Annotated in this window: 21 protein-coding genes and 1 tRNA gene; 12 read left to right on the forward strand and 10 right to left on the reverse strand. The window is 64.4% G+C overall.

The features are described from left to right. Positions 1–136 precede the first annotated feature (136 nt). Entirely contained in the window at positions 137–403 is a 267-nt protein-coding gene (locus GWG67_RS04760) for a hypothetical protein (protein WP_275167990.1), read from the reverse strand. An 8-nt stretch (positions 404–411) separates the two neighbouring features. Next, the gene (locus tag GWG67_RS04765; RefSeq protein ID WP_275167991.1) at positions 412–1,419 is read right to left on the reverse strand and encodes a chemotaxis protein CheB; all 1,008 of its coding nucleotides are present in this window, start codon (positions 1,417–1,419) and stop codon (positions 412–414) included. Between the two features lie 87 nt (positions 1,420–1,506). Between GWG67_RS04765 and GWG67_RS04770 the strand changes: the two genes are divergently transcribed. Next, positions 1,507–1,911, forward strand: a complete 405-nt coding sequence (locus tag GWG67_RS04770; protein ID WP_275167992.1) for a response regulator — start codon at positions 1,507–1,509, stop codon at positions 1,909–1,911. Between the two features lie 345 nt (positions 1,912–2,256). Here GWG67_RS04770 and GWG67_RS04775 read toward each other — a convergent pair whose 3' ends face one another. After that, positions 2,257–3,039 (reverse strand): SDR family oxidoreductase, encoded by a 783-nt coding sequence (locus tag GWG67_RS04775; RefSeq protein WP_275167993.1) that lies wholly within the window; start codon positions 3,037–3,039, stop codon positions 2,257–2,259. A gap of 172 nt (positions 3,040–3,211) precedes the next feature. On the opposite strand from GWG67_RS04775, the gene GWG67_RS04780 reads away from it, so the two are divergent. From GWG67_RS04780 to GWG67_RS04800, 5 genes are all read left to right on the forward strand, one after another. After that, a complete protein-coding gene (locus GWG67_RS04780) occupies positions 3,212–4,387 on the forward strand; it encodes a zinc-dependent alcohol dehydrogenase (RefSeq protein ID WP_275167994.1) in 1,176 nt (391 codons plus the stop codon). A gap of 11 nt (positions 4,388–4,398) precedes the next feature. After that, positions 4,399–4,941: a hypothetical protein gene (locus GWG67_RS04785; protein ID WP_275167995.1), complete on the forward strand. Its 543-nt coding sequence runs from the start codon at positions 4,399–4,401 to the stop codon at positions 4,939–4,941. A 43-nt stretch (positions 4,942–4,984) separates the two neighbouring features. Further along, on the forward strand, positions 4,985–6,589 hold the full coding sequence (locus GWG67_RS04790; protein WP_275167996.1) for an alpha-amylase family glycosyl hydrolase: 1,605 nt from the start codon (positions 4,985–4,987) through the stop codon (positions 6,587–6,589). Positions 6,590–6,734: 145 nt separating this feature from the next. After that, entirely contained in the window at positions 6,735–6,914 is a 180-nt protein-coding gene (locus tag GWG67_RS04795; RefSeq protein WP_007603181.1) for a CsbD family protein, read from the forward strand. Beyond that, positions 6,911–8,071: a DUF305 domain-containing protein gene (locus tag GWG67_RS04800; protein ID WP_275167997.1), complete on the forward strand. Its 1,161-nt coding sequence runs from the start codon at positions 6,911–6,913 to the stop codon at positions 8,069–8,071. The genes GWG67_RS04795 and GWG67_RS04800 overlap by 4 nt, the downstream gene beginning before the upstream one ends. Before the next feature lie 12 nt (positions 8,072–8,083). Here GWG67_RS04800 and GWG67_RS04805 read toward each other — a convergent pair whose 3' ends face one another. Next, positions 8,084–8,692, reverse strand: coding sequence for a cysteine hydrolase family protein (locus tag GWG67_RS04805; protein WP_275167998.1), 609 nt, complete (start codon positions 8,690–8,692; stop codon positions 8,084–8,086). A 256-nt stretch (positions 8,693–8,948) separates the two neighbouring features. On the opposite strand from GWG67_RS04805, the gene GWG67_RS04810 reads away from it, so the two are divergent. Next, on the forward strand, positions 8,949–9,578 hold the full coding sequence (locus tag GWG67_RS04810; protein WP_275167999.1) for a DUF1326 domain-containing protein: 630 nt from the start codon (positions 8,949–8,951) through the stop codon (positions 9,576–9,578). Between the two features lie 63 nt (positions 9,579–9,641). Further along, the gene (locus GWG67_RS04815; RefSeq protein ID WP_275168000.1) at positions 9,642–10,463 is read left to right on the forward strand and encodes a DUF2182 domain-containing protein; all 822 of its coding nucleotides are present in this window, start codon (positions 9,642–9,644) and stop codon (positions 10,461–10,463) included. 149 nt (positions 10,464–10,612) lie between these two features. Here the strand turns inward: GWG67_RS04815 and GWG67_RS04820 are convergent. Together GWG67_RS04820 and GWG67_RS04825 are read right to left on the reverse strand one after the other, a co-directional pair. After that, positions 10,613–10,697 (reverse strand) — tRNA-Leu (locus GWG67_RS04820). A 203-nt stretch (positions 10,698–10,900) separates the two neighbouring features. Beyond that, positions 10,901–11,143: a FliM/FliN family flagellar motor switch protein gene (locus tag GWG67_RS04825; protein WP_007603171.1), complete on the reverse strand. Its 243-nt coding sequence runs from the start codon at positions 11,141–11,143 to the stop codon at positions 10,901–10,903. Positions 11,144–11,223: 80 nt separating this feature from the next. Here GWG67_RS04825 and lipB point away from each other — a divergent pair, with 80 nt between their 5' ends. Further along, the gene (gene lipB, locus GWG67_RS04830; RefSeq protein ID WP_275168001.1) at positions 11,224–11,961 is read left to right on the forward strand and encodes a lipoyl(octanoyl) transferase LipB; all 738 of its coding nucleotides are present in this window, start codon (positions 11,224–11,226) and stop codon (positions 11,959–11,961) included. Positions 11,962–12,144: 183 nt separating this feature from the next. Beyond that, a complete protein-coding gene (locus GWG67_RS04835; RefSeq protein WP_275168002.1) occupies positions 12,145–12,858 on the forward strand; it encodes a DNA helicase in 714 nt (237 codons plus the stop codon). A gap of 61 nt (positions 12,859–12,919) precedes the next feature. On the opposite strand, the gene GWG67_RS04840 is transcribed toward GWG67_RS04835, so the two are convergent. Further along, positions 12,920–13,342, reverse strand: a complete 423-nt coding sequence (locus GWG67_RS04840) for a 4-oxalocrotonate tautomerase family protein (protein WP_275168003.1) — start codon at positions 13,340–13,342, stop codon at positions 12,920–12,922. A 112-nt stretch (positions 13,343–13,454) separates the two neighbouring features. Between GWG67_RS04840 and GWG67_RS04845 the strand changes: the two genes are divergently transcribed. Next, positions 13,455–14,309, forward strand: coding sequence for a LysR family transcriptional regulator (locus GWG67_RS04845; RefSeq protein ID WP_275168004.1), 855 nt, complete (start codon positions 13,455–13,457; stop codon positions 14,307–14,309). A 12-nt stretch (positions 14,310–14,321) separates the two neighbouring features. Here the strand turns inward: GWG67_RS04845 and GWG67_RS04850 are convergent, their stop codons facing one another. Genes GWG67_RS04850 through GWG67_RS04860 form a run of 3 tightly spaced genes read right to left on the reverse strand, consistent with a single transcriptional unit; the run spans position 14,322 to position 16,994 of the window. Continuing rightward, complete coding sequence (locus GWG67_RS04850; RefSeq protein ID WP_275168005.1) at positions 14,322–15,758, reverse strand: TIGR01777 family oxidoreductase; 1,437 nt, start codon at positions 15,756–15,758, stop codon at positions 14,322–14,324. After that, positions 15,755–16,420, reverse strand: coding sequence for a DUF4166 domain-containing protein (locus tag GWG67_RS04855; RefSeq protein WP_275168006.1), 666 nt, complete (start codon positions 16,418–16,420; stop codon positions 15,755–15,757). The genes GWG67_RS04850 and GWG67_RS04855 overlap by 4 nt, the downstream gene beginning before the upstream one ends. A 16-nt stretch (positions 16,421–16,436) precedes the next feature. Further along, positions 16,437–16,994 (reverse strand): GbsR/MarR family transcriptional regulator, encoded by a 558-nt coding sequence (locus GWG67_RS04860; protein WP_275168401.1) that lies wholly within the window; start codon positions 16,992–16,994, stop codon positions 16,437–16,439. A 152-nt stretch (positions 16,995–17,146) separates the two neighbouring features. Between GWG67_RS04860 and GWG67_RS04865 the strand changes: the two genes are divergently transcribed. Further along, a complete protein-coding gene (locus tag GWG67_RS04865; RefSeq protein ID WP_275168007.1) occupies positions 17,147–18,667 on the forward strand; it encodes a PAS domain-containing sensor histidine kinase in 1,521 nt (506 codons plus the stop codon). The last annotated feature ends 1 nt before the right edge of the window (position 18,668 follow it).

Consider the following 18,668-nt stretch of genomic DNA (forward strand, 5'->3'; position numbering starts at 1 on the left):
CAGAAATGATGTTATCCCAACAGGTGGAAGGCGGAAACGTCGCGCTGCGTTCCATACGGCGAACATCGGTGTCAATTGCCGACCAGAGATGTACGCGCCCGGCATGGAGCCAGGCGGCCTGCCAACGCCCCCTGGATCACTCCGGACCGACTTGCTGCCGGAGATAGCTAATCCGCTGCTCGATCAGGATGCGGTGGCGGAGCCATTCCGTCAGGGTCTGCTTCAGCACCTCGACCAGCTGCTCCGCCTGGCCGGCGTCGTGGCCACCGGCACTGAGTTCACGGATCCGCTCCTCCTGATCGCGGATGCGCTGGCAACCCTCCTCGATATCCCGATCGGCCTTGATCAGGTGGCGGCGCTCGGTGTCGAGCTGCTCGGTCCAATCGGCGAGGGAAATGGTCATGGCGACCCTCAAGCCTCCCGCTTGCGAGCCGGAGGATCGAGGGACTTTAGCACGACGCGCCGGATCATGTCGGCATATTCGCGATATTCGGCAGCCCGCGCCTGGTACATCTCGGCAACCGCAGGCCGGCCGTTGCGCCGGCCGTCGGCGGCCATTCGCTGCACCAGCTCAGCCCGCTCCTCGATAATGCGCAGTGCGACCCGCAGGGCTTCATCCACTTGCCCCTCCTGCTCTTTTGCGAGGATGTCGGCGGCGAAGGCGTGACCGACCTGACAGCGGAAGCGCATCGGGTGCGAGTCCTTCATCTCGGACAGCACGCCCCCGCAGGCCGGACAGGTCAGCGCAACCGGATCAGCCACCGAGAGCAGCTTGTCACTGCCGATCCGTTCGCCGGCCGCGATCTCGACCTCGAGCCGGATCTCCGGTGGGATCGGCAGCGCGGCGCCGGCAGCCTCCCTGGCGAGATCGGACAGCACATCGCCCATTCCGGCGCCGGGGACGCAAAGATCGATGATGGTCGCCTCAAGGGCGCTTCTTGGCATTTCATCGGCAATGGCGTCCGAGGGGTCCTGTACCACCGAAATTCCGCCGCAATGCTTGATGGCGTTGAGACCGGCCGAACCGTCGGACAACAGGCCGCTAAGGAGCACACCGATCACGCGCGGGCCGTAATTGATGGCGGCCGAGCGGAACAAGGCGTCGATGGCCGGCCGGACCATGTTCTCGCGCGGACCGCGCCCGAGGAACACGCGATCCTCGGACAGCAGCAGATGATGGTCCGGTGCGGCCAGATAAACCCGGCCGGGCTCGATCTTCATGCCGTTTTCGGCCTGCCGGACCGGCAGCGGGCCGGCACTGCTGGCGACCGTTGAGAGAATGCCGATCCCTTGCGCCGGGATGTGCAGCACGATGAACACCGCCGCGGGCAGATCGGGCGGAAGGCGGCCGAGGATCTGCTTCAGCGGCGCGGTCGCGCCGGCCGAGCCACCTATGACGATGATGTCGCGGTTGCTCATGGAACCCACTATCGGTTGTATTCGTTTGTACCAAGGCGGGTCACCGCCCTATGTTCCTACCGACCGCAAAGGAAGGCACGAGGCACCATGGCGATTTCGCCTGGATCGTCAGGTCCACAGTCGCCGCTCAGCGGGCGGCGCATCTTCATTGTCGAGGACGAATATTTTCTCGCCGATGACATTGGCAAGGCATGTCAGGCGCTCGGTGCAGAGGTCGCGGGGCCGGCCGGTGATCTCGACGACGCGCTCAGGATCCTGCGAGATGGCGGCATCCTGGATGCCGCCGTGCTCGACGTGAACATCCGAAGCGAGATGATCTTTCCTGTCGCACGCGAACTTAAGGCACGGAACATACCGTTCCTGTTCACGACCGGCTACGACAAGGTCACGATCAGTCCGGAATTCCACGACGTGCCGATCCTGGAGAAACCGATCGATCTGCCGGCGATGGCTCAGAGGCTGGCCGCGCTAATCGCCGATCCGCACGGTTGAGCCTGATAGCGATCAGAATAGATGCGCGAAAGCGAGCCAGGCGGTCACCGCCAGGCACAGGAGCACCGCAGCATAGGGCAATGCGATCCGCAATCAGCAGCCCTCCCGGCCGTCAGCCCATCATCATCCAGACGATCGCCGCCATCATCACCAGAAAGCCCGTGATCGCCGTTGCGACAAACGCCTGTTCGACGCGATCCATCGGCATCGCAGCCCCCTTTTTTCCAGCCCAACCAATTTGAAGGCTCGGGGAGCTTTGCGCATTAGGCTATGTGAATCGGCGTGCTCCTTTGTTGGTCCGCGGGAACGACCGCACCGCCCAGCAGAGATTGCGGGAGCATCGTTCTACGACTTCGCCGTGCCCGGCTCCGCCATCTTGCGATGCTGTTTTGCCAACATCTCGTTCGGCGTGACGTTGGCGATTGTGGTCTGAAGCTTGTTCTTCATTCCGGTCACGATGTCGGACTCGCCGCGCAACATGGCGTCGAAGCCGGCCTTCGCGACGTCGTAGGCACTGTCCTTCGGCTCCGTGCCGACCTTGGTGTCCATCATGTCGGCGCGGCGGAAGAACTCGGTTTCCGTGGCGCCCGGCATCAGGCAAGTGACGGTGACGCCGCTGTCGCGCAGCTCCTCGCGCAGTGCAAACGAGAATGAATCGAGAAACGCCTTGCTGGCGTTGTAGACCGCCTGAAAACTGCCCGGCGTGAATCCGGCGATCGAGCCCGTGATCAGGATACGGCCCGAATTGCGGCGAAGCATCTCGTTGCCGGCGCGATGGATCAGATACAGCGTGCCGGTGATGTTGGTATCGACGAGGTGCTTGATCCTGGCAAAATCCTGATCGAGGAAGGCCTTGCCGAGGCCGACACCGGCATTGGCCAGCAGCGCGTCCATCGGCCGGTCGCCGACCGCGGCGCAGAGCTTGTCGACGCCTTGGGTGGTGGCGAGATCAGCCTGCACCGCCTCGACGCTGGTGCCGAGCCTGCGGAGATCGACGGCCACCCTCTCGATCTCGGGCTCGTCCGCCGCGATGACAAGGTTGAAGCCTCCTTGGGCACAACATCTGGCGAGTTCCAGGCCGATGCCGGTGGAGGCGCCGGTGACGACGGCGAGTTGATTGGCGGCCATGAGCGTATCCTTCGCTTGTCCTTGAGTGGGATTGATGACGCTCCAATCACCGCAATGGCCGCTCGTTCCTATCGGGACACAGGCTGGTGCGGCGCAAAGATTTTGCACCGTGCGATAGCAACCATCGTTCGTTGTTCGACTTGGATGCCTCGTAGCTCGCGGGAGAACAGAGATGAAGGCGCTGGTCTGGCACGGCAAGGAAGACATACGCTGCGATACCGTCACCGATCCGGAGATTCAGGATCCGCGCGACGCGATCATCAAGGTCACGAGCTGCGCCATCTGCGGCTCGGACCTCCACCTCTTTCACAACTACATTCCGGGCATGCTGCCCGGCGACATCATGGGCCACGAGACCATGGGCGAAGTGGTCGAGGTCGGCTCCGGCGTCGACCGCAAGCTGAAGAAGGGCGACCGCGTCGTCGTGCCCTTCACGATCATTTGCGGCGAATGCGACCAGTGCAAGCGCGGCAATTTCTCAGTGTGCGAAACCACCAATCGCAAACGACATCTGGCAGACAAGGCGTTCGGACACACGACGGCCGGCCTGTTCGGCTACACCCATCTGACCGGCGGCTATCCCGGCGGCCAGGCCGAATATCTACGGGTGCCGTTCGCCGATGCCACCCACATCAAGGTGCCCGACGGCATTCCCGACGAGAAGCTGCTGTTTCTCAGCGACATCTTCCCGACCGGCTGGCAGGCCGCCGCGCAATGCGACATCGAGCCGACCGATACGGTCGCGATCTGGGGCTGCGGGCCCGTGGGGCAGATGGCGATCCGCAGCGCCATCCTGCTCGGCGCCAACCAGGTGATCGCGATCGACTGCCTTCCCGAACGGCTCAGCATGGCCGAAGCCGGCGGCGCCACCACCATTAATTTCGAAAACGAAAGCGTCCTGGAGCGGCTCGAGGAGCTCACCGACGGCAGAGGCCCCGAGAAATGTATCGATTGCGTCGGCATGGAGTCGCATGTGATGGCCTCCCTGCCCGACACGCTGCTCGATCGCGCCAAGCAGATGGTGATGGTGGAGAGCGACCGGCCGCATGTGCTGCGCGAGATGATCTATGTTTGCCGTCCCGGCGGCATCATCTCGGTGCCCGGCGTGTACAGCGGATTCTCCGACATGCTTCCGATGGGCGCCTTCATGAACAAGGGCCTGCAGATGCGCACCGGCCAGACCCACGTCAACCGCTGGACCGACGACCTGCTCCGCCGCATCGAGGAAGGCGAGATCGATCCGTCCTTCGTCATCACCCACACCGTCCCGCTCAGCCAAGGCCCCGAGATGTATCAGGTGTTTCGCGACAAGCGCGACTCCTGCGTCAAGGTCGTGCTGAAGCCATGAGGAGTAAGTCCATGTTTCATTTTTCCAACATCGTTCGCACCAAGGGCGACCCGAAAATCGTCGAGGGCGGCCCGAGCCTGAAGCGGCCCGAAGACCAGCTCGCCCGTGCGCTCGGCTGGTTCAGCATCGGTCTCGGCGTCGTGGAATTCTTCGCCCCGCGGCGCGTCACGGAGACGCTGGGCATGGAAGGCCATGAGACGTTGGTTCGCACCTTCGGCGTGCGCGAGATTCTGGCCGGGATCATGACGCTCTCGGTCGAGAAGAACGCCGGCCTGTGGGCCCGCGTCGGCGGCGACGGCCTCGATGCCGCCGCGCTGCTCTCGGGGCTGACCGCGGACAATCCCAAAAAGGGCAATATCGCGCTGGCGCTGCTGATGGTCGGCGGCATCGCGATGCTCGACTACCGCGCCGCGCAGGATACCAAGCCGCAGCGGCCGCCGCGCGACGCACGGCGCAAGCTGTATCCGAACCGTAGCGGCTATCCCAAGGGCATCGAGAGCGCCCGAACCGCGGCCAAGCAGATCGCAGCGAACGCTACGGCGGGACGTACCTGAAGGCCACACGACGAGGTGATGCAAGACGAGGTGATGCAAGGCAATGAGCGAGGCGTCCCGTAACGAAGGTGCGTGGTGGGAATCCGCCGTCATCTACGAAATCGCACTGATCTCGTTCCAGGACTCGGACGGCGACGGCAAGGGCGACCTCGCCGGCCTGACCTCGCGGATCGACTATCCGAAATGGCTCGGCGTCGACGCGGTGTGGCTGACGCCGATCCACAAGAGCCCGTTCCGCGACCTCGGCTACGACATCTCCGACTACTGCTCCATTGACCCTGCGTTCGGCAACCTCGACGCGTTCGACCGCCTGCTCAAGGCCCTGCACACGGCGGGGATCCGCGTGATCCTCGATCTCGTGCCCAATCATACCGCGAACGACCACGCATGGTTCGTCGAGAGCAGCAGTTCACGGAACAGCGCGAAGGCCGATTGGTACTTCTGGGCCGACGCGGCCGAGAATGGCGGCCCGCCCAACAACTGGCTGAGCCGGTTTGGCGGCAGCGGCTGGGAATGGTGCGAGGCGCGGCGGCAATATTACTACCATTCCTTCTTGGTCGAGCAGCCCGATCTGAACTGGAGAAACCCGCAGCTGCGCGCTGCGATCGCCGATGTCATGCGCTTCTGGCTCGATCGCGGCGTCGACGGCTTCCGCGTCGACGCCAGCGCGGTGCTGATCAAGGACGCGCTGCTGCGCGACAATCCGCATAACCCGCAAGCGGAAGGCAAGCCGCCGCCGCAGCGCCAGACGCCCGTCTTTACCGACGACCGGCCGGAGACGATGGATTGCATCGAATTCATCCGCGAAGTGATCGACGGTTATCCCGGGCGGATGTTGTGCGGCGAAGTCCAGGGCAAGACCGACCGCATCGGCCACTTCTACGGCAACGACCGGCCGCGCCTGCATCTGCCGCTCAATTTCGCACTGCTCGACTCGCAATGGGACGCGCTGTCCCTGCAAGCGACGATCGACGCGTATTTCAACGCTATCCCGGATCATGCTTGGCCGGTCTGGGTGATCGGTGGCCATGACAAGCAGCGGATCGCGAGCAAGATTGGCGAGCCGCAGATGCGGGTGCTGGCGATGCTGCTGATGACGTTGCGGGGAACGCCGTTCTTCTTCATGGGCGACGAGATCGGCCGCAAGCGCGTTCCCATTCCGCCCGACCGCGTCCACGATCCCTTCGAGAAGCTCGTGCCGGGGTACGGCCTTTGTCGCGATCCCGAACGCGCGCCGATGCGATGGGATGACAGCAGCAACGGCGGCTTTACAACGGGCGATCCATGGCTGCCGCTGGAGCCTCCCGAAGGCGCGGCCAACGTGGCCGCGCAGCAGCGCGACGCGCGTTCGATCCTGGCGCTGTTTCGCGCGCTGATGACGCTGCGGCGTGAGCATGCCTGCCTGCGCCACGGCGGCTACGAGCCGCTACGCTCGCAGAACGACGTTCTTGCCTACAGGCGGACGGACGGCGGCAAGGAAATTCTGGTCGTGCTCAACATCGCCGCCGAGCCGCGGAAGTGGCATTGGCAAGGTCGCGGCCGCCTGCTGATGTCGACGCATCTCGACCTGCCGTCCGAGCCGTTGCCGGGCGCCTCAATCCTGCTCCGCGGCAATGAAGGCGTGATCATCGAACTCGAGCCAAGATGACCGCCGAGGAACCATCCGCGCGGCAGCGAGTCTCATTCAACGCTTCCGACGTCCCCCCTGCCGGAGGCTGAATAGACGAAACCGCGGCCCCGGCGCTCATCCCCCTTCAAGCGCCGGGGTAGCGGCGCGAGCGTGGAGGCAGACCATGAGCAAGACCAAGGGCCTCGGTCAGCGGATCGCTGGCAAGGCGAAACAGGCCGTCGGCGAGATCGTCGGCGATCAGGATCTCCATGAGGAAGGCAAGGAGCAGGCGGAGCGCGGCCGGGACGAACAGAGCAAGCCGAGCGAGCTCAATCCGTTGAAGAAACTCAATCAGCTGACGTGAACGCCGCCGCGCCGTCAGCCATTTCCAATTCGATTCGCACCGGTGATGAAGGCGCCTCACGGCGACGCTCGCGCTGGATCGCCGCTGCCGAACTCGGCCTGATCAGCAGCACCTTCTCGACCATCGTCAGCCAGCTCTCCGCCGCGCGCCTCGGACGCGATGCCGCCGTCGACTGGATGACCGTCGCCGCCATTCCCGCGCGCGATTGGGCGATCAGCGCAGAGCCGTCGTGGAGCGCGGTCCTTGCCGGGATCGCCTTCCATCAATGGGCGGACTTCTCCTGGGCGGTGGTGTTCTTCGGCGTGCTCGGGCGCTGGACCGCCGAGTTGCGGCCGCTCACGATCCTGCTGCTCGCACTGCCCTGGGCCGTGTTCTCGTCGAGCATGGAATGGTTCGTGCTGGTGCCGCTGTTTCCGTTCTGGCAGCCGCTGTTCACGCTGCAGCAGCCCTACTGGATCGGCCTGCTCGTTCACGCCTCCTCGGCAGTGATGTATCCCCTGTTCGCCCGGTTGCGCTGGAGGCGAGGCGCGGCACCCGCGCGCGATATTCGCTTCACCAATGCCTGGATCACCGGCGCGCTGGCTCTGATCGCGCTGCTCGGCGCGACCGCGTTGTTCGGCAGCCATGGGTACGAGCCGCCATGGATGGGCCGCGACAGGGACGCGGACCAGAGTTACATCCGTCATATGACCGCGCATCATGCCCAGGGCATCGAGCTGGCCCGGACCGCAACGGAGCGCGCGCAGGACCCGCATCTGCGAAAGCTGGCGATGCTGATGGTCGCAAGCCAGACCGGCGAGAACCGGATTTTCGAGACGTGGTGGTTGAGCTGGTTCGACACCGAGATGCCCGATTGCAGCTCGGACGAACGTGCCGCCATGCCGGGCTTCCTGACACAGGCCGAGATGCGACAGGTCAAAGCCGCGCCGGCGGATCAATTCGACACGCTGTTCGTCGAGACGATGAGCAGGCATCACGCCGGCGCCGTCAAGATGGCTGACCAGATGTGGCATAGCGGCGGCGATCTGCGCCTGCGTGTGATGGCCCACGCCATTCGCCACGAGCAGCAGGGCGAGATCGCGCTGATGCACGGCGCCAGCGGCATTGCCGCCGTCGCCACCGCCTTCCACAACATGCTCGGCGACAATTTCAATTGAGCGGATCGTCCCCTACTCGCGCCAGAACTGCGCCAATTCCTCGGCGGTCATCAGATCGACCTGGCCGTGAAAGCGGGTGCGGTACATCGTCATGAGCGCATCATGGCCGACGTCGGACGAGCTGCACAGCGCATCCTCGATGATGACGACCCGAAAGCCGAGATCGACAGCGCTCAGGACCGTCGAGAGCACGCAGACGTCCGTCTCCGCCCCGGTGATGACGACCGTGCCGACGTTCTTGTCGATCAGCAGGCCGGCGAGGCCGGGATTGCTGAACGCGGAATAGGCCGGCTTGTCGATGATGGCAGCCGGCGGAACGAAGCGGCTCAGGGCCGGCACGAGTTCAAGACCGGACGGCGGAAGCTGCTTGCGGGTCGCCTGTCGCCAGCGACGAAAATAGCTCTGCCACTGTCCGGGCCGATCCTCCGGGTTCTCCGGCGTGATGAATCGCGTGAAGATCGTTCTGGCCTGATGGCGCGAAACGATCGAGGCGATCGTCGGCAACACTCGCGCCATCCATGGCGTCTCCCAGAGACTGCCAGGAGCGAAGATGTTCTGCATGTCGATGCACAAGTGAACGGCGTCGCTGATGTCGGTCACTTCCGACGCGCTGTCTTTCATCGTTCTCCACCATCAGGAACATGGCCATGCGCCGGAGCCGGCATTTCCGCAGCGACCTCACCGAGTGCAATGCGATTCCGACGGCCATCGTTCCACGGTCATCCGCGCCGGAGGAAGTGCTTGCCGACGCAGACCAATCAAGAGAAGCCCGGCGTCGGTGGAATCGGCTTGCGCAGCTTCCCAACCAAGCGTAATTTTCAACTCTACGTAGCTCATTCGAAAGCATCTATCGGGTTCGGCCAAGCGGGAGACAGCAATGGCGGATGTCCCATGGCACCTTTCCGGTGACTATTTCGAGAATTGCAGTTGCAGCATCGTGTGTCCCTGCCTGGTGTCGGCGGCGCCCCCGTTGACCGCGCGACCGACCGAGGGCTTCTGCAACGTACCGCTGATCTTCCACATCGAGACCGGCCGCTACGGCGATATCGCGCTCGATGAGCTCAATGTGCTCGTCATCCTCCACGCACCTGGGGTCATGGCAGACGGAGACTGGTCGGTGGCCGTCTATATCGATCAGCGCGCCAACGATGACCAGACCGAGGCCCTGGCTGCAATCTTCACCGGCGGTGCCGGCGGTCCCATGGCCGCGTTCGCGCCGCTGATCAGCAAGAACCTTGGGGTGCGCAAGGTCCCGATCACGTTCCGGATCGACGGCAAGACGCGCTCCGCGGAAATACCCGGCATCCTGCACATGTCCGTCGATCCGCTACCGACCATGCATCCGAGCGGCGAGATGTGGGTGAACATCGGTCATCCGGTCAGCCCCGACGCCATGGTGATGGCCGTCGGCGCCGCCGGCAATACCTTTAGCGATCATGGCATGCGCTGGGATAATTCCGGCAGGAACGGCCTGTATGCACCGATCCGCTGGTCGAACCAGGCGTGATGTAAACTCCCGATACCGGCTGTATCGGCGCTGGCAACATCGATCGTACAACATCGATCGCAAATGACGGACAGCCCCCTGGAAGCCGTGCTGCGGCGCGATCGCTGCATCGTCGGCGGTGCGATCGTCCTCATTGTCGCGCTGGCATGGAGCTATGTGCTCTGGCTTGCCAACGACATGGACATGGGCGGCATGGACATGACCGAGTTCCGCATGATCCCAGCCGGGACCGGAATCATGCTGCCGGCCAACGAGCCGTGGCGAACGATCGAGTTCGCCTATGTGTTCCTGATGTGGGCGGTGATGATGGTTGGAATGATGGCTCCCTCTGCCGCGCCGATGATCCTGATGTACGCCCGCGTAGGCCGACAGGGCAAAGCGCAAGGCAAGCCATTCGCCGCGACCGGCTGGTTTGCTGCCGGTTATCTTTTCGCCTGGTGCGGCTTTTCGCTGGCAGCCACTTTGCTCCAATGGGCGATCGAGCGGGCCGCCCTGCTGAATTCCCGGATGGCGATCGCGAGCAACCTGCTCGGCGCCATCGTGCTGATCGCGGCGGGCGTCTATCAATGGACACGGCTGAAAGACGTCTGTCTTGCCCAATGTCAGTCGCCGTTTCTATTCCTGATGCGCCACGGCGGCTTTCGCAGCGACGTGCGAGGCTGCGTCCTGCTGGGCTTTCGGCACGGAGGCTATTGTGTCGGCTGCTGCTGGGTTTTGATGGCGCTGTTGTTCGTGGGTGGTGTGATGAACGTGCTCTGGATCGCGCTTCTGTCGCTGCTTGTACTTTTGGAGAAAGTCACACCGGTGGGACGCTGGATCGCGCGGGCTGCCGGCATCGCCTATGTGGCCACTGGCGCCTGGCTCCTGCTGACCTTGCCGCGGTGATTGCGGCGGCGGCCGATCACGCCGACGGAGTGAACCCTCGGCCGCGAGATCGAACATCGGAGACTGGTGGAGGCCCAATTCCAGGGTTCGCAGTGCGAACACTGAGGGCACTGCGGACCGCGAAAAGATCCTTCGCGTGTCTGTTTGCTTGGTGCGCTCGGAGGGACTCGAACCCCCACGATTTTACTCACTGCCACCTCAAGGCAGCGCGTCTACCAATTCCGCCACGAGCGCTTTTGGGGATGCCGGCTTGAGGCTTGAAGGCCAACCGGATCAACGGCGCCGATCTAACAAATCCATCAGAGGGGTACAAGCCTCCAAAAGCCCTGAATTCCACAAGCTTGGCAGGAAAGTTCCGGCTCTTCGCGCCGGGATCGGCCTTTTCCGCCTGCCTAGGCCGCTACACGTGCCCGGGCCGCTACCGCGTGCCCAGGCCGCTACCGCGTGCCCGGGATGCGTGGCAGCATCTGCTTGACCTCGACCGCGATCCGGTTGCGGTCGACCAGCACGACGCCGGAGGCGACCGGCAAATTATTGGCCAAAACCTTGACCTCGTCGGCCTCGGTTGCGTCCAGCTCGATGATGGCGCCGCGGGAAAGACGTAATACCTGATGGATCGGCATGGTGGTCGTCCCGAGGACGACCATGAGATCCACGGTGACTTTGTCGAGAGTAGGCACTGCAGCACCACCGCAACTTGGGACTAGGACTAGGGACTTGGTATTTGCGCCTGCGATCATCACCCGGTTATGGTTAGCCAATGGTTAATTCACCCCAAAACCCCCGCCAAGAGCTCGATTTGACGTCGTTTTCCGCCTCCTCCGGCGAGCCCGTGGAGTGGCGGATTTCGGACGCGCCCGTGCCCTATCCGGAGGCCGTGACCGAAATGGAGGCGCGCGTCGCGGCGATCGCCGCCGGTGAAGCCCCGGAGCTGGTCTGGCTGCTGGAGCACCCCCCGCTCTACACGTCCGGTACCTCCGGCAAGGAATCCGACCTGCTCGATGCCCGATTCCCGACCTTTGCCACCGGGCGCGGCGGCCAGCTCACCTATCACGGGCCCGGCCAGCGCGTGGCCTATGTCATGCTCGACCTCAAGCGCCGCCGGCCGGATGTCCGGGCCTATGTCGCGAGCCTGGAGGAGCTGATTCTGCGGACACTCGCTGCCTTCAACATCCGTGGCGAACGGCGCGAGGACCGGGTCGGCGTCTGGGTCAAGCGGCCCGACAAGGGACCCGAGCACGAGGACAAGATCGCGGCGATCGGCGTCCGGCTGAAGCGCTGGGTCTCGTTCCACGGCATCGCCATCAATGTCGAGCCAGAGCTGTCGCATTTCGCCGGCATCGTGCCCTGCGGCGTCGCCGATCCCCGCTACGGCGTCACCTCGCTGGTCGATCTCGGCCAGCTCGCGACGATGGCCGATGTCGACGTCGCGCTCCGGCAAGCCTTCGAGGAGCTGTTCGGGCCGACCCGGGTGCTGATGCCCGAAGCAGCGGCCTAACTTCCGGTCTCCCTCATTCTCCGCAAACCCGGAATCAGCTACGCTCGATTTCGGTGTCGCCCACGCCTCCCCCCTCCGCCGGGAAAGTACATTCATGCCGGGCGAATTGATCATCGGACCGACTGTTCGAGCGCCAGGCATTAGGAGGGGTTGCGTTTCAGCTCGCAATGGGAGGTTTTTGCGATGAGACTGTCTGCACCCATCTATCATCTGAAGCGAAGAGCGAAGCGCCTGTCCCGCGAGGAAGGCATCCCGCTGCACGATGCGCTCGACCGCATCGCCGCGACGGAAGGCTTTTCCGCCTGGAGCATGCTCGCGGCGAAAGCGGCCGCAGCGACGCCGGCCAACAGGCTCTTCCCGCAATTCCGACCGGGCGACCTGGTGCTGGTCGGCGCGCGCCCCGGCCAGGGCAAGACGCTGATGAGCCTCGAGCTTGCCGTGGAGGCGATGCGGTCGGGCCACCGCGCGGCGTTCTTCTCGCTCGAGTACACCGAGAAAGACGTCTTCGATCGCTTTCGGGCGATCCGCGTGGACCTCGCGCAATTCGACAAACTCTTCGAGGTCGACTGCTCCGACGCCATCAGTGCCGACTACGTCGTCAAGCAGATGGCCGCAGCACCGCGCGGCACGGTCGTGGTGATCGACTATCTGCAACTGCTCGACCAGCGGCGGGAAAACCCCGACCTCACCGTTCAGGTGCGCGCGTTGAAATCATTCGCGCGCGACAAGGGATTGATCGTCGTCTTTATCTCGCAGATCGACCGCTCCTATGATCCCTCGCTCAAGCCCTGCCCTGACCTGGACGATGTCAGGCTGCCAAACCCGCTCGACCTGAAGCTGTTCGACAAGACCTGTTTCCTGAACAAGGACGAAGTTCAGTTTCGCATAGCGAGCTGACGATCAGGAGGCCCAACCGGTTCAGGCCGCGGGTGCGGTTGTTCACCCGCGGCCTCGCTCCTCATGCCTTCTCCGGCGAAACCTCGAGCTTGCCGGCGATGTAGCGCCGTTCCTGGGTCATGCCGCCAAAGCCATAGGCGTCGCCCTTGACCTCGTCGACATGCAGATAGGTCTCGTGATGCAGCGGGCCCAGGATCCCGGCCATGCGCTGGAACATCGCGGCGAGGTAGGTGGCCTTCTCGTCCTTGGTGTTGGTGCCTTCGCTGACGTGGATGTCGATCCAGTAGCTCGCCAGCTTTTGCTCCGCGAGCGACTTGCCGCCGGCGAACCAGTCGCCCGCCTCCACTGACTTCACGATGATGGCGGTGACCTCCGGATCCTTGTGCAGGATTTTTGCGGTAAGCTCGGACACGGCGCTCGCGATGTCGGCTTTCAGCGAAGGCGACTGGCGGGAGGTGGTGTAGGACACGGTGATCAGCGGCATGGTCGTTCTCCTCGGATGTCGCGCAAGTGTTGCGCGGGGTTGGGGAGAAGCTAGACCCGCCCTCCACATTTTGGTATCTTATCTCTGTTGATACCAGTGATAAGATATCATAATGACAGCAACGCTCGACATCGCCACGGTCCAAGCCTTCCTGCTGGTCGCCGACCTCCAGAGCTTTACGCGGACCGCCGAAGCGCTCGGCACGACGCAGGCAGCGGTCAGTCTGAAGCTGCAACGGCTGGAGACGCTGCTCGGCAAGCGCCTCGTCGAGCGCTCGCCGCGCGCAGTCCGGCTCACGGCAGACGGCGCGACTTTCCTCGAGCGCGCCCGCGCCCTGATCGCGGCACATGACCTCGCGCTGTCGGGCGAGGCGTCAGTCGCGCAGTCGCTCTCGCTTGGCATCTCCGATCACGCCGCAGGCCCCGAACTGGTACCCCTGCTCGAACGCCTGCATGCGATGTCGTCGAACTTCACGCTCGCCGTCGCCATCGGTTTCTCGCGCGAGATGCAGGAGGCCTATGATTCGGGCCAACTGGATGCGGTGATCGTGCGCCAGGAAGGCAGCCGCCGCGGCGGCGAGACGCTGGCCGAGGACGAGTTCGGCTGGTTCGCATCACGACGCTTTGCCGTGCCGAAGGGCGAACAGTTGCCGCTCGCGACGCTCGCCCCACCCTGCGGCGTTCGCGCCATCGCCGTGCGCGCGCTCGACAAGGCCGGCCTCAAATGGCGTGAGCGCTTCGTCGGCGGCGGCGTCACTGCCGTGGTGGCAGCCGCGCTCGCCGGACTTGCAATCGCGCCGCTGGCGCGACGGATCGCGCCTCCCGGGCTGGTCGACATTGGGCCGACGCACAAGCTGCCGAAACTCGGCAGCTCGAAGGTGATGTTGCATTCGAAGGTCAGCGATCCCGCCAAGCTGGCGGCATTGCGCGCGGTGGCGGCGACGTTTCGGAGCGTGGCGGCGGTCTGACGCCGCACGGCCTTACAAGATCGCCTCGAACGCGCTTCGCAGCGTCTCGTGGCGAAACACAAAACCGCGGCTTAACGCCTTGTTCGGCAGCACGCGCTGGCCGCCGAGCAGGAGTTCGTCGGCGAAGCCGCCGCCGATCCGGCGCAGCAGCCCGCCGGGAATGCGAAACACGGCGGTCCGATGCAGACGGCGGCCTAGCTCCTCGCTGAACTTTGCGTTGGTGACGGGGATCGGCGCGGTGGCATTGACGGGACCCGTCAGATCAGGCGTCGCCATCACATAGGCGATCAGCCGGATCAGATCGTCGCGCTCGATCCAGGACATCCACTGCCGCCCGGTGCCGATGGGACCGCCGAGCCCGAACTCGAACGGCGTCAGCATGCGCGTGACGAAGCCGCCTTCGGTGCCGAGCACGAGGCCGATGCGCAAATTGACCACGCGGACGCCGAGCTCCTCCGCCGGTCGCGCCGCCGCCTCCCAGGCCGCGCACAGCTCGTGGCTGAAGCAGGCGTGCGACTTCGCCGATTCCGTCAGCACCTGGTCGGCCCACAGGCCATACCAGCCGATCGCAGAGCCGCTGACGAGCACCTCGGGCTTGCGCTCCAGCCGCGCGATCAATCTTACGATCTCGCCTGTCATGTCGATGCGCGACCCGAGGATCTTCGCGCGCTTCGCCTCGGTCCACAGGCCGTTGCCGATCGGCTCGCCGGCGAGATTGACGATGGCATCGATAGGCGTGTCCGAGGCGAGCTGATCGAGGCTGGTGATCAGCGTGACCGGCGGCGGCAGCATATCGGCCTTCGCGGGATTGCGGATCAGCGCAATCACCTGATGCCCTGCTCCGCTGAGGCTCGCTGCGAGGCGGCTGCCGATGAAGCCGGTGGCGCCTGATATCAGCACGGTCTTGCGGCCGGAGAGCTTTTCGACGAGCCCATGCGCGGGAACGCTTCGCATGCGGCCGAGCCGGCGCATCGCCGCGAAATCCCTGAGCCCGCAGAGCGCCGCACCAACCGCACAGGCCATCGCGGCAATGCTGAGCAGGCCCTGATACACGACCGTCACGCCGACGGGCTGCATGGCCCAGTCGATCAGCACCGGCAGCAGCAGCACCAGGATGGCGCCGTAATTGATCGCGAGCAGCGTGTGATTGATCCGCTCGCTCGGCGGCAGTTTTCGGCTGAGATCCTCCTCGACGAAATCCATCAGCGTGATGACGATCTCGGCAACCAGCACCGCGACGACCAGCAGCGCCAGCACGCCATAGACTTCGAGCCAGCCGAGCACGAGGAACAGCAGCGCATAAAGCATGTTGCGGATGCCGTGCAGCTTCAGCTCAAAACGCTGTGACGGACGCCAGGCCAGCCGTTCGGTGAATTCGTGGTGATAGAAGGTGTCGAACACGCCCATCACGATCTGGATGGCGATGAGCGTCCACATGAGCTGTGTCATGACACGGCCTCCCTAAACATGGCGGACTGGTGGATCAGCGCGCCGTAACGCGGATGAACGACATCGAGGGTGAAGCGGAAGGCGCCCTCGCCGAGATCGCTGTGCGTCACCGTGAGTTCGCCCGGCGTCAGCCATCGCGGCAGCGGAATCCACAGACGTCCAAACTGGAGCCCATAACCGGCGCTGCGAAACGTCAGCGCCTGGTCCTCGACTGCGATGCGGAGCGCCATCGAAACGCCGAAGCCGACATATTCCTCGAGCCCGGTCGGACCGGCAAAGCGTTTGGCGGAATGGATCACTTGCGGAAAGCCGCGCTTGCGCGCGCAGATGCGGGTCCAAGTCTGGCCGCCGCCCCCGGCGTCTTCGGTCACCGTGACGACGATGGGGACGCCGGTGTCGCGGCCGGTCGGCAACGGACCGCCGATCAGGCGCGCGGCTTGGGCGAACCACCAGCCGATGCCGCTGAAGCCGATCTCATCGACCACGCCGACATAGACGATGCTGTCGCCGTCGGCGACACGTTTCGAAAAGCGTCGCCAGGTCGCCAGCGGCAGCCGGCCCCAATCCTCGTCCGACAGCAGCGCGCGGAAGCGGCGATCGTCGAGCAGTTTCGTGTGAGCGAAGGTCGATGCGTTGGAGCCTGATAATCTTGCCGACGTCATCGCACCCTCCTCAAACCTATTTGGCCTTCCCCAGCGGCAGCAGATTGGCGATCTTCTCGCCAAGCCGCATCAAGGCGACCAGCCGCGGCCGCGGCACCTTCAGCATTTGCATGAACCAGTGGTCGGCGAGCTCGGTGAAGGCGAGCATCTCCTTCAGCCGTTTGCTCGCGACCGGATTGATGGTCGGATCGTCGGCGGCATCGGACACGCAGGCCCTGAGCGCTGTGATCGCCGGATCAAGCTCCCGCTCCTTGCGCCGCGCCGCGATCCTGGCAGCGACTTCCCAGATGTCGGTCTCGGCCTCGTAATGGTCACGGCGATCACCGAGAATCGGGACGCGCCGGATCAAGTTCCAGGCGAGCAGTTCCTTGAGCGAGTTGGAGACGTTGGAGCGGGCCATACCGAGGGTGTCGGCGATGTCCTCGGCCGTCATCGGCGCCTCGGCCAGATAGAGCAGCCCGTGGATCTGGCTCACCGAGCGATTGACGCCCCATTGGTCCCCCATGTCGCCCCAATGCAGGATGAAGCGCTCGACGGCGGCTGGGAGTTTCTTTCTTCCGGTTATTTCTGTCATAACAGAAATATCTGACGAATAGGATCGGCTGTCAAGAGCATCCCCTGGCTTGCGCCCTGCATACGGGCTCGCAATATTGCCTAAAAAGGTTCCAAGCTCGGGGAACAATCCGCCACCTGCGGCGTTTGCCCCCGTTAAGGCAGGGTCCGGGAATGGTCGAGAAGTTCAGTCAGCAGAGAGACTTGTTCGAGAGTGAACGCAGTTTCCGCCTGTTGGTTGAAGGGGTCGCGGACTACGCGCTCTACATGCTCGACCCCACCGGGATCATCACCAGCTGGAACATCGGCGGCGAGCGCATCAAGGGCTATTCGCCCGGGGAGATCCTCGGCCAGCACTTTTCCCGTTTCTACACCGAGACCGACCGCGCCAACGGTAAGCCCGCCCGTGCGCTCGGGATCGCGCGGGACAAGGGCCGTTACGAGGAGGAAGGCTGGCGCGTCCGCAAGGACGGCACCTTCTTCTGGGCGAGCGTCGTGATCGATCCGATCTACGAGGACGGCAAGCTGGTCGGCTTCGCCAAGATCACGCGCGACATCACCGAGCGCCGCAATACCCAGATCAAGCTCGAGGCGATGCAGAAGCAGCTCGCCGAATCCCAGAAATTCGATGCGCTCGGCCAGCTCACCGGCGGGGTCGCCCACGACTTCAACAACCTCCTGATGATCATCAGCGGCAGCCTCCACATGCTGAAACGAGGGGCCGACGACGAAGCCAAGCTTCAGCGCGCGATCTCGGCGATCGAGACCGCCGCCAGGCGCGGCGCGGCGCTGACCAACCAGCTCCTCACCTTCGCACGGCGGCAGAGCGTCAATCCGCAGGCGATCGACTTCGCCGACCGCATCGCGGCGATCCGCGAGGTGCTCGACGCCGGCGTCGGCAGCTCCGTGCGCCTGGCTTTCGACGTCAGCAGCGACGTCTGGCCGATCAGGACCGACGTCTCCGAGCTCGAGACCGCGCTGCTCAACCTCGTCATCAATGCCCGCGACGCGATGCCCGACGGAGGCACGGTGACGATCGCAGCGCGCAATCTCGTGCTCGACGAGGACCCCCTCGTGGGCGAATTCATCGCGATCGACGTCACCGATACCGGCCTCGGCATTCCCTCCGACGTTCTCGACAAGATCTTCGAGCCGTTCTTCACGACCAAGCCGATCGGAAAAGGCACCGGCCTCGGTCTCTCCCAGGTGCACGGCTTCGCCCATCAGGCCGGCGGCACGGTCCGGGTCGCGAGCGCGCTCGGCAAAGGCACGACCTTCACCATCCTCCTGCCGCGCGGCGAAGACGCACCGTCGCGCGATGCGGCGGCAGAACCGGCGTTTCAAGGCAGCGGCACTGTGCTGCTGGTCGAGGACAATCCGGACGTCGCCGCCGTCAGCATCGGTCTTCTGGAGCAGCTCGGCTATCACGTGCGCCGGGTCGCGGACGCCGAAGCCGCCTTGAGCGAGATCGAGAAGAACGGCGTCGACTTCGTGTTCTCGGATATCGTCATGCCGGGCAAGATGGACGGGCTCAGCCTCGCCCATCACCTCCGCCAGATCCGCCCCGGCCTGCCGATCCTGCTCGCCACCGGCTACAGCGAAGTCGCCGCAGGCGTGCGCGGCGACTTCCCGATCCTGCGCAAGCCCTACGAGATCCACGAATTGAGCGAAGCGATCGCCAAGCTGCCGCGGTGAT

It is taken from the genome of Bradyrhizobium sp. CSS354 (genome assembly GCF_029051725.1).
Classification (GTDB): domain Bacteria; phylum Pseudomonadota; class Alphaproteobacteria; order Rhizobiales; family Xanthobacteraceae; genus Bradyrhizobium.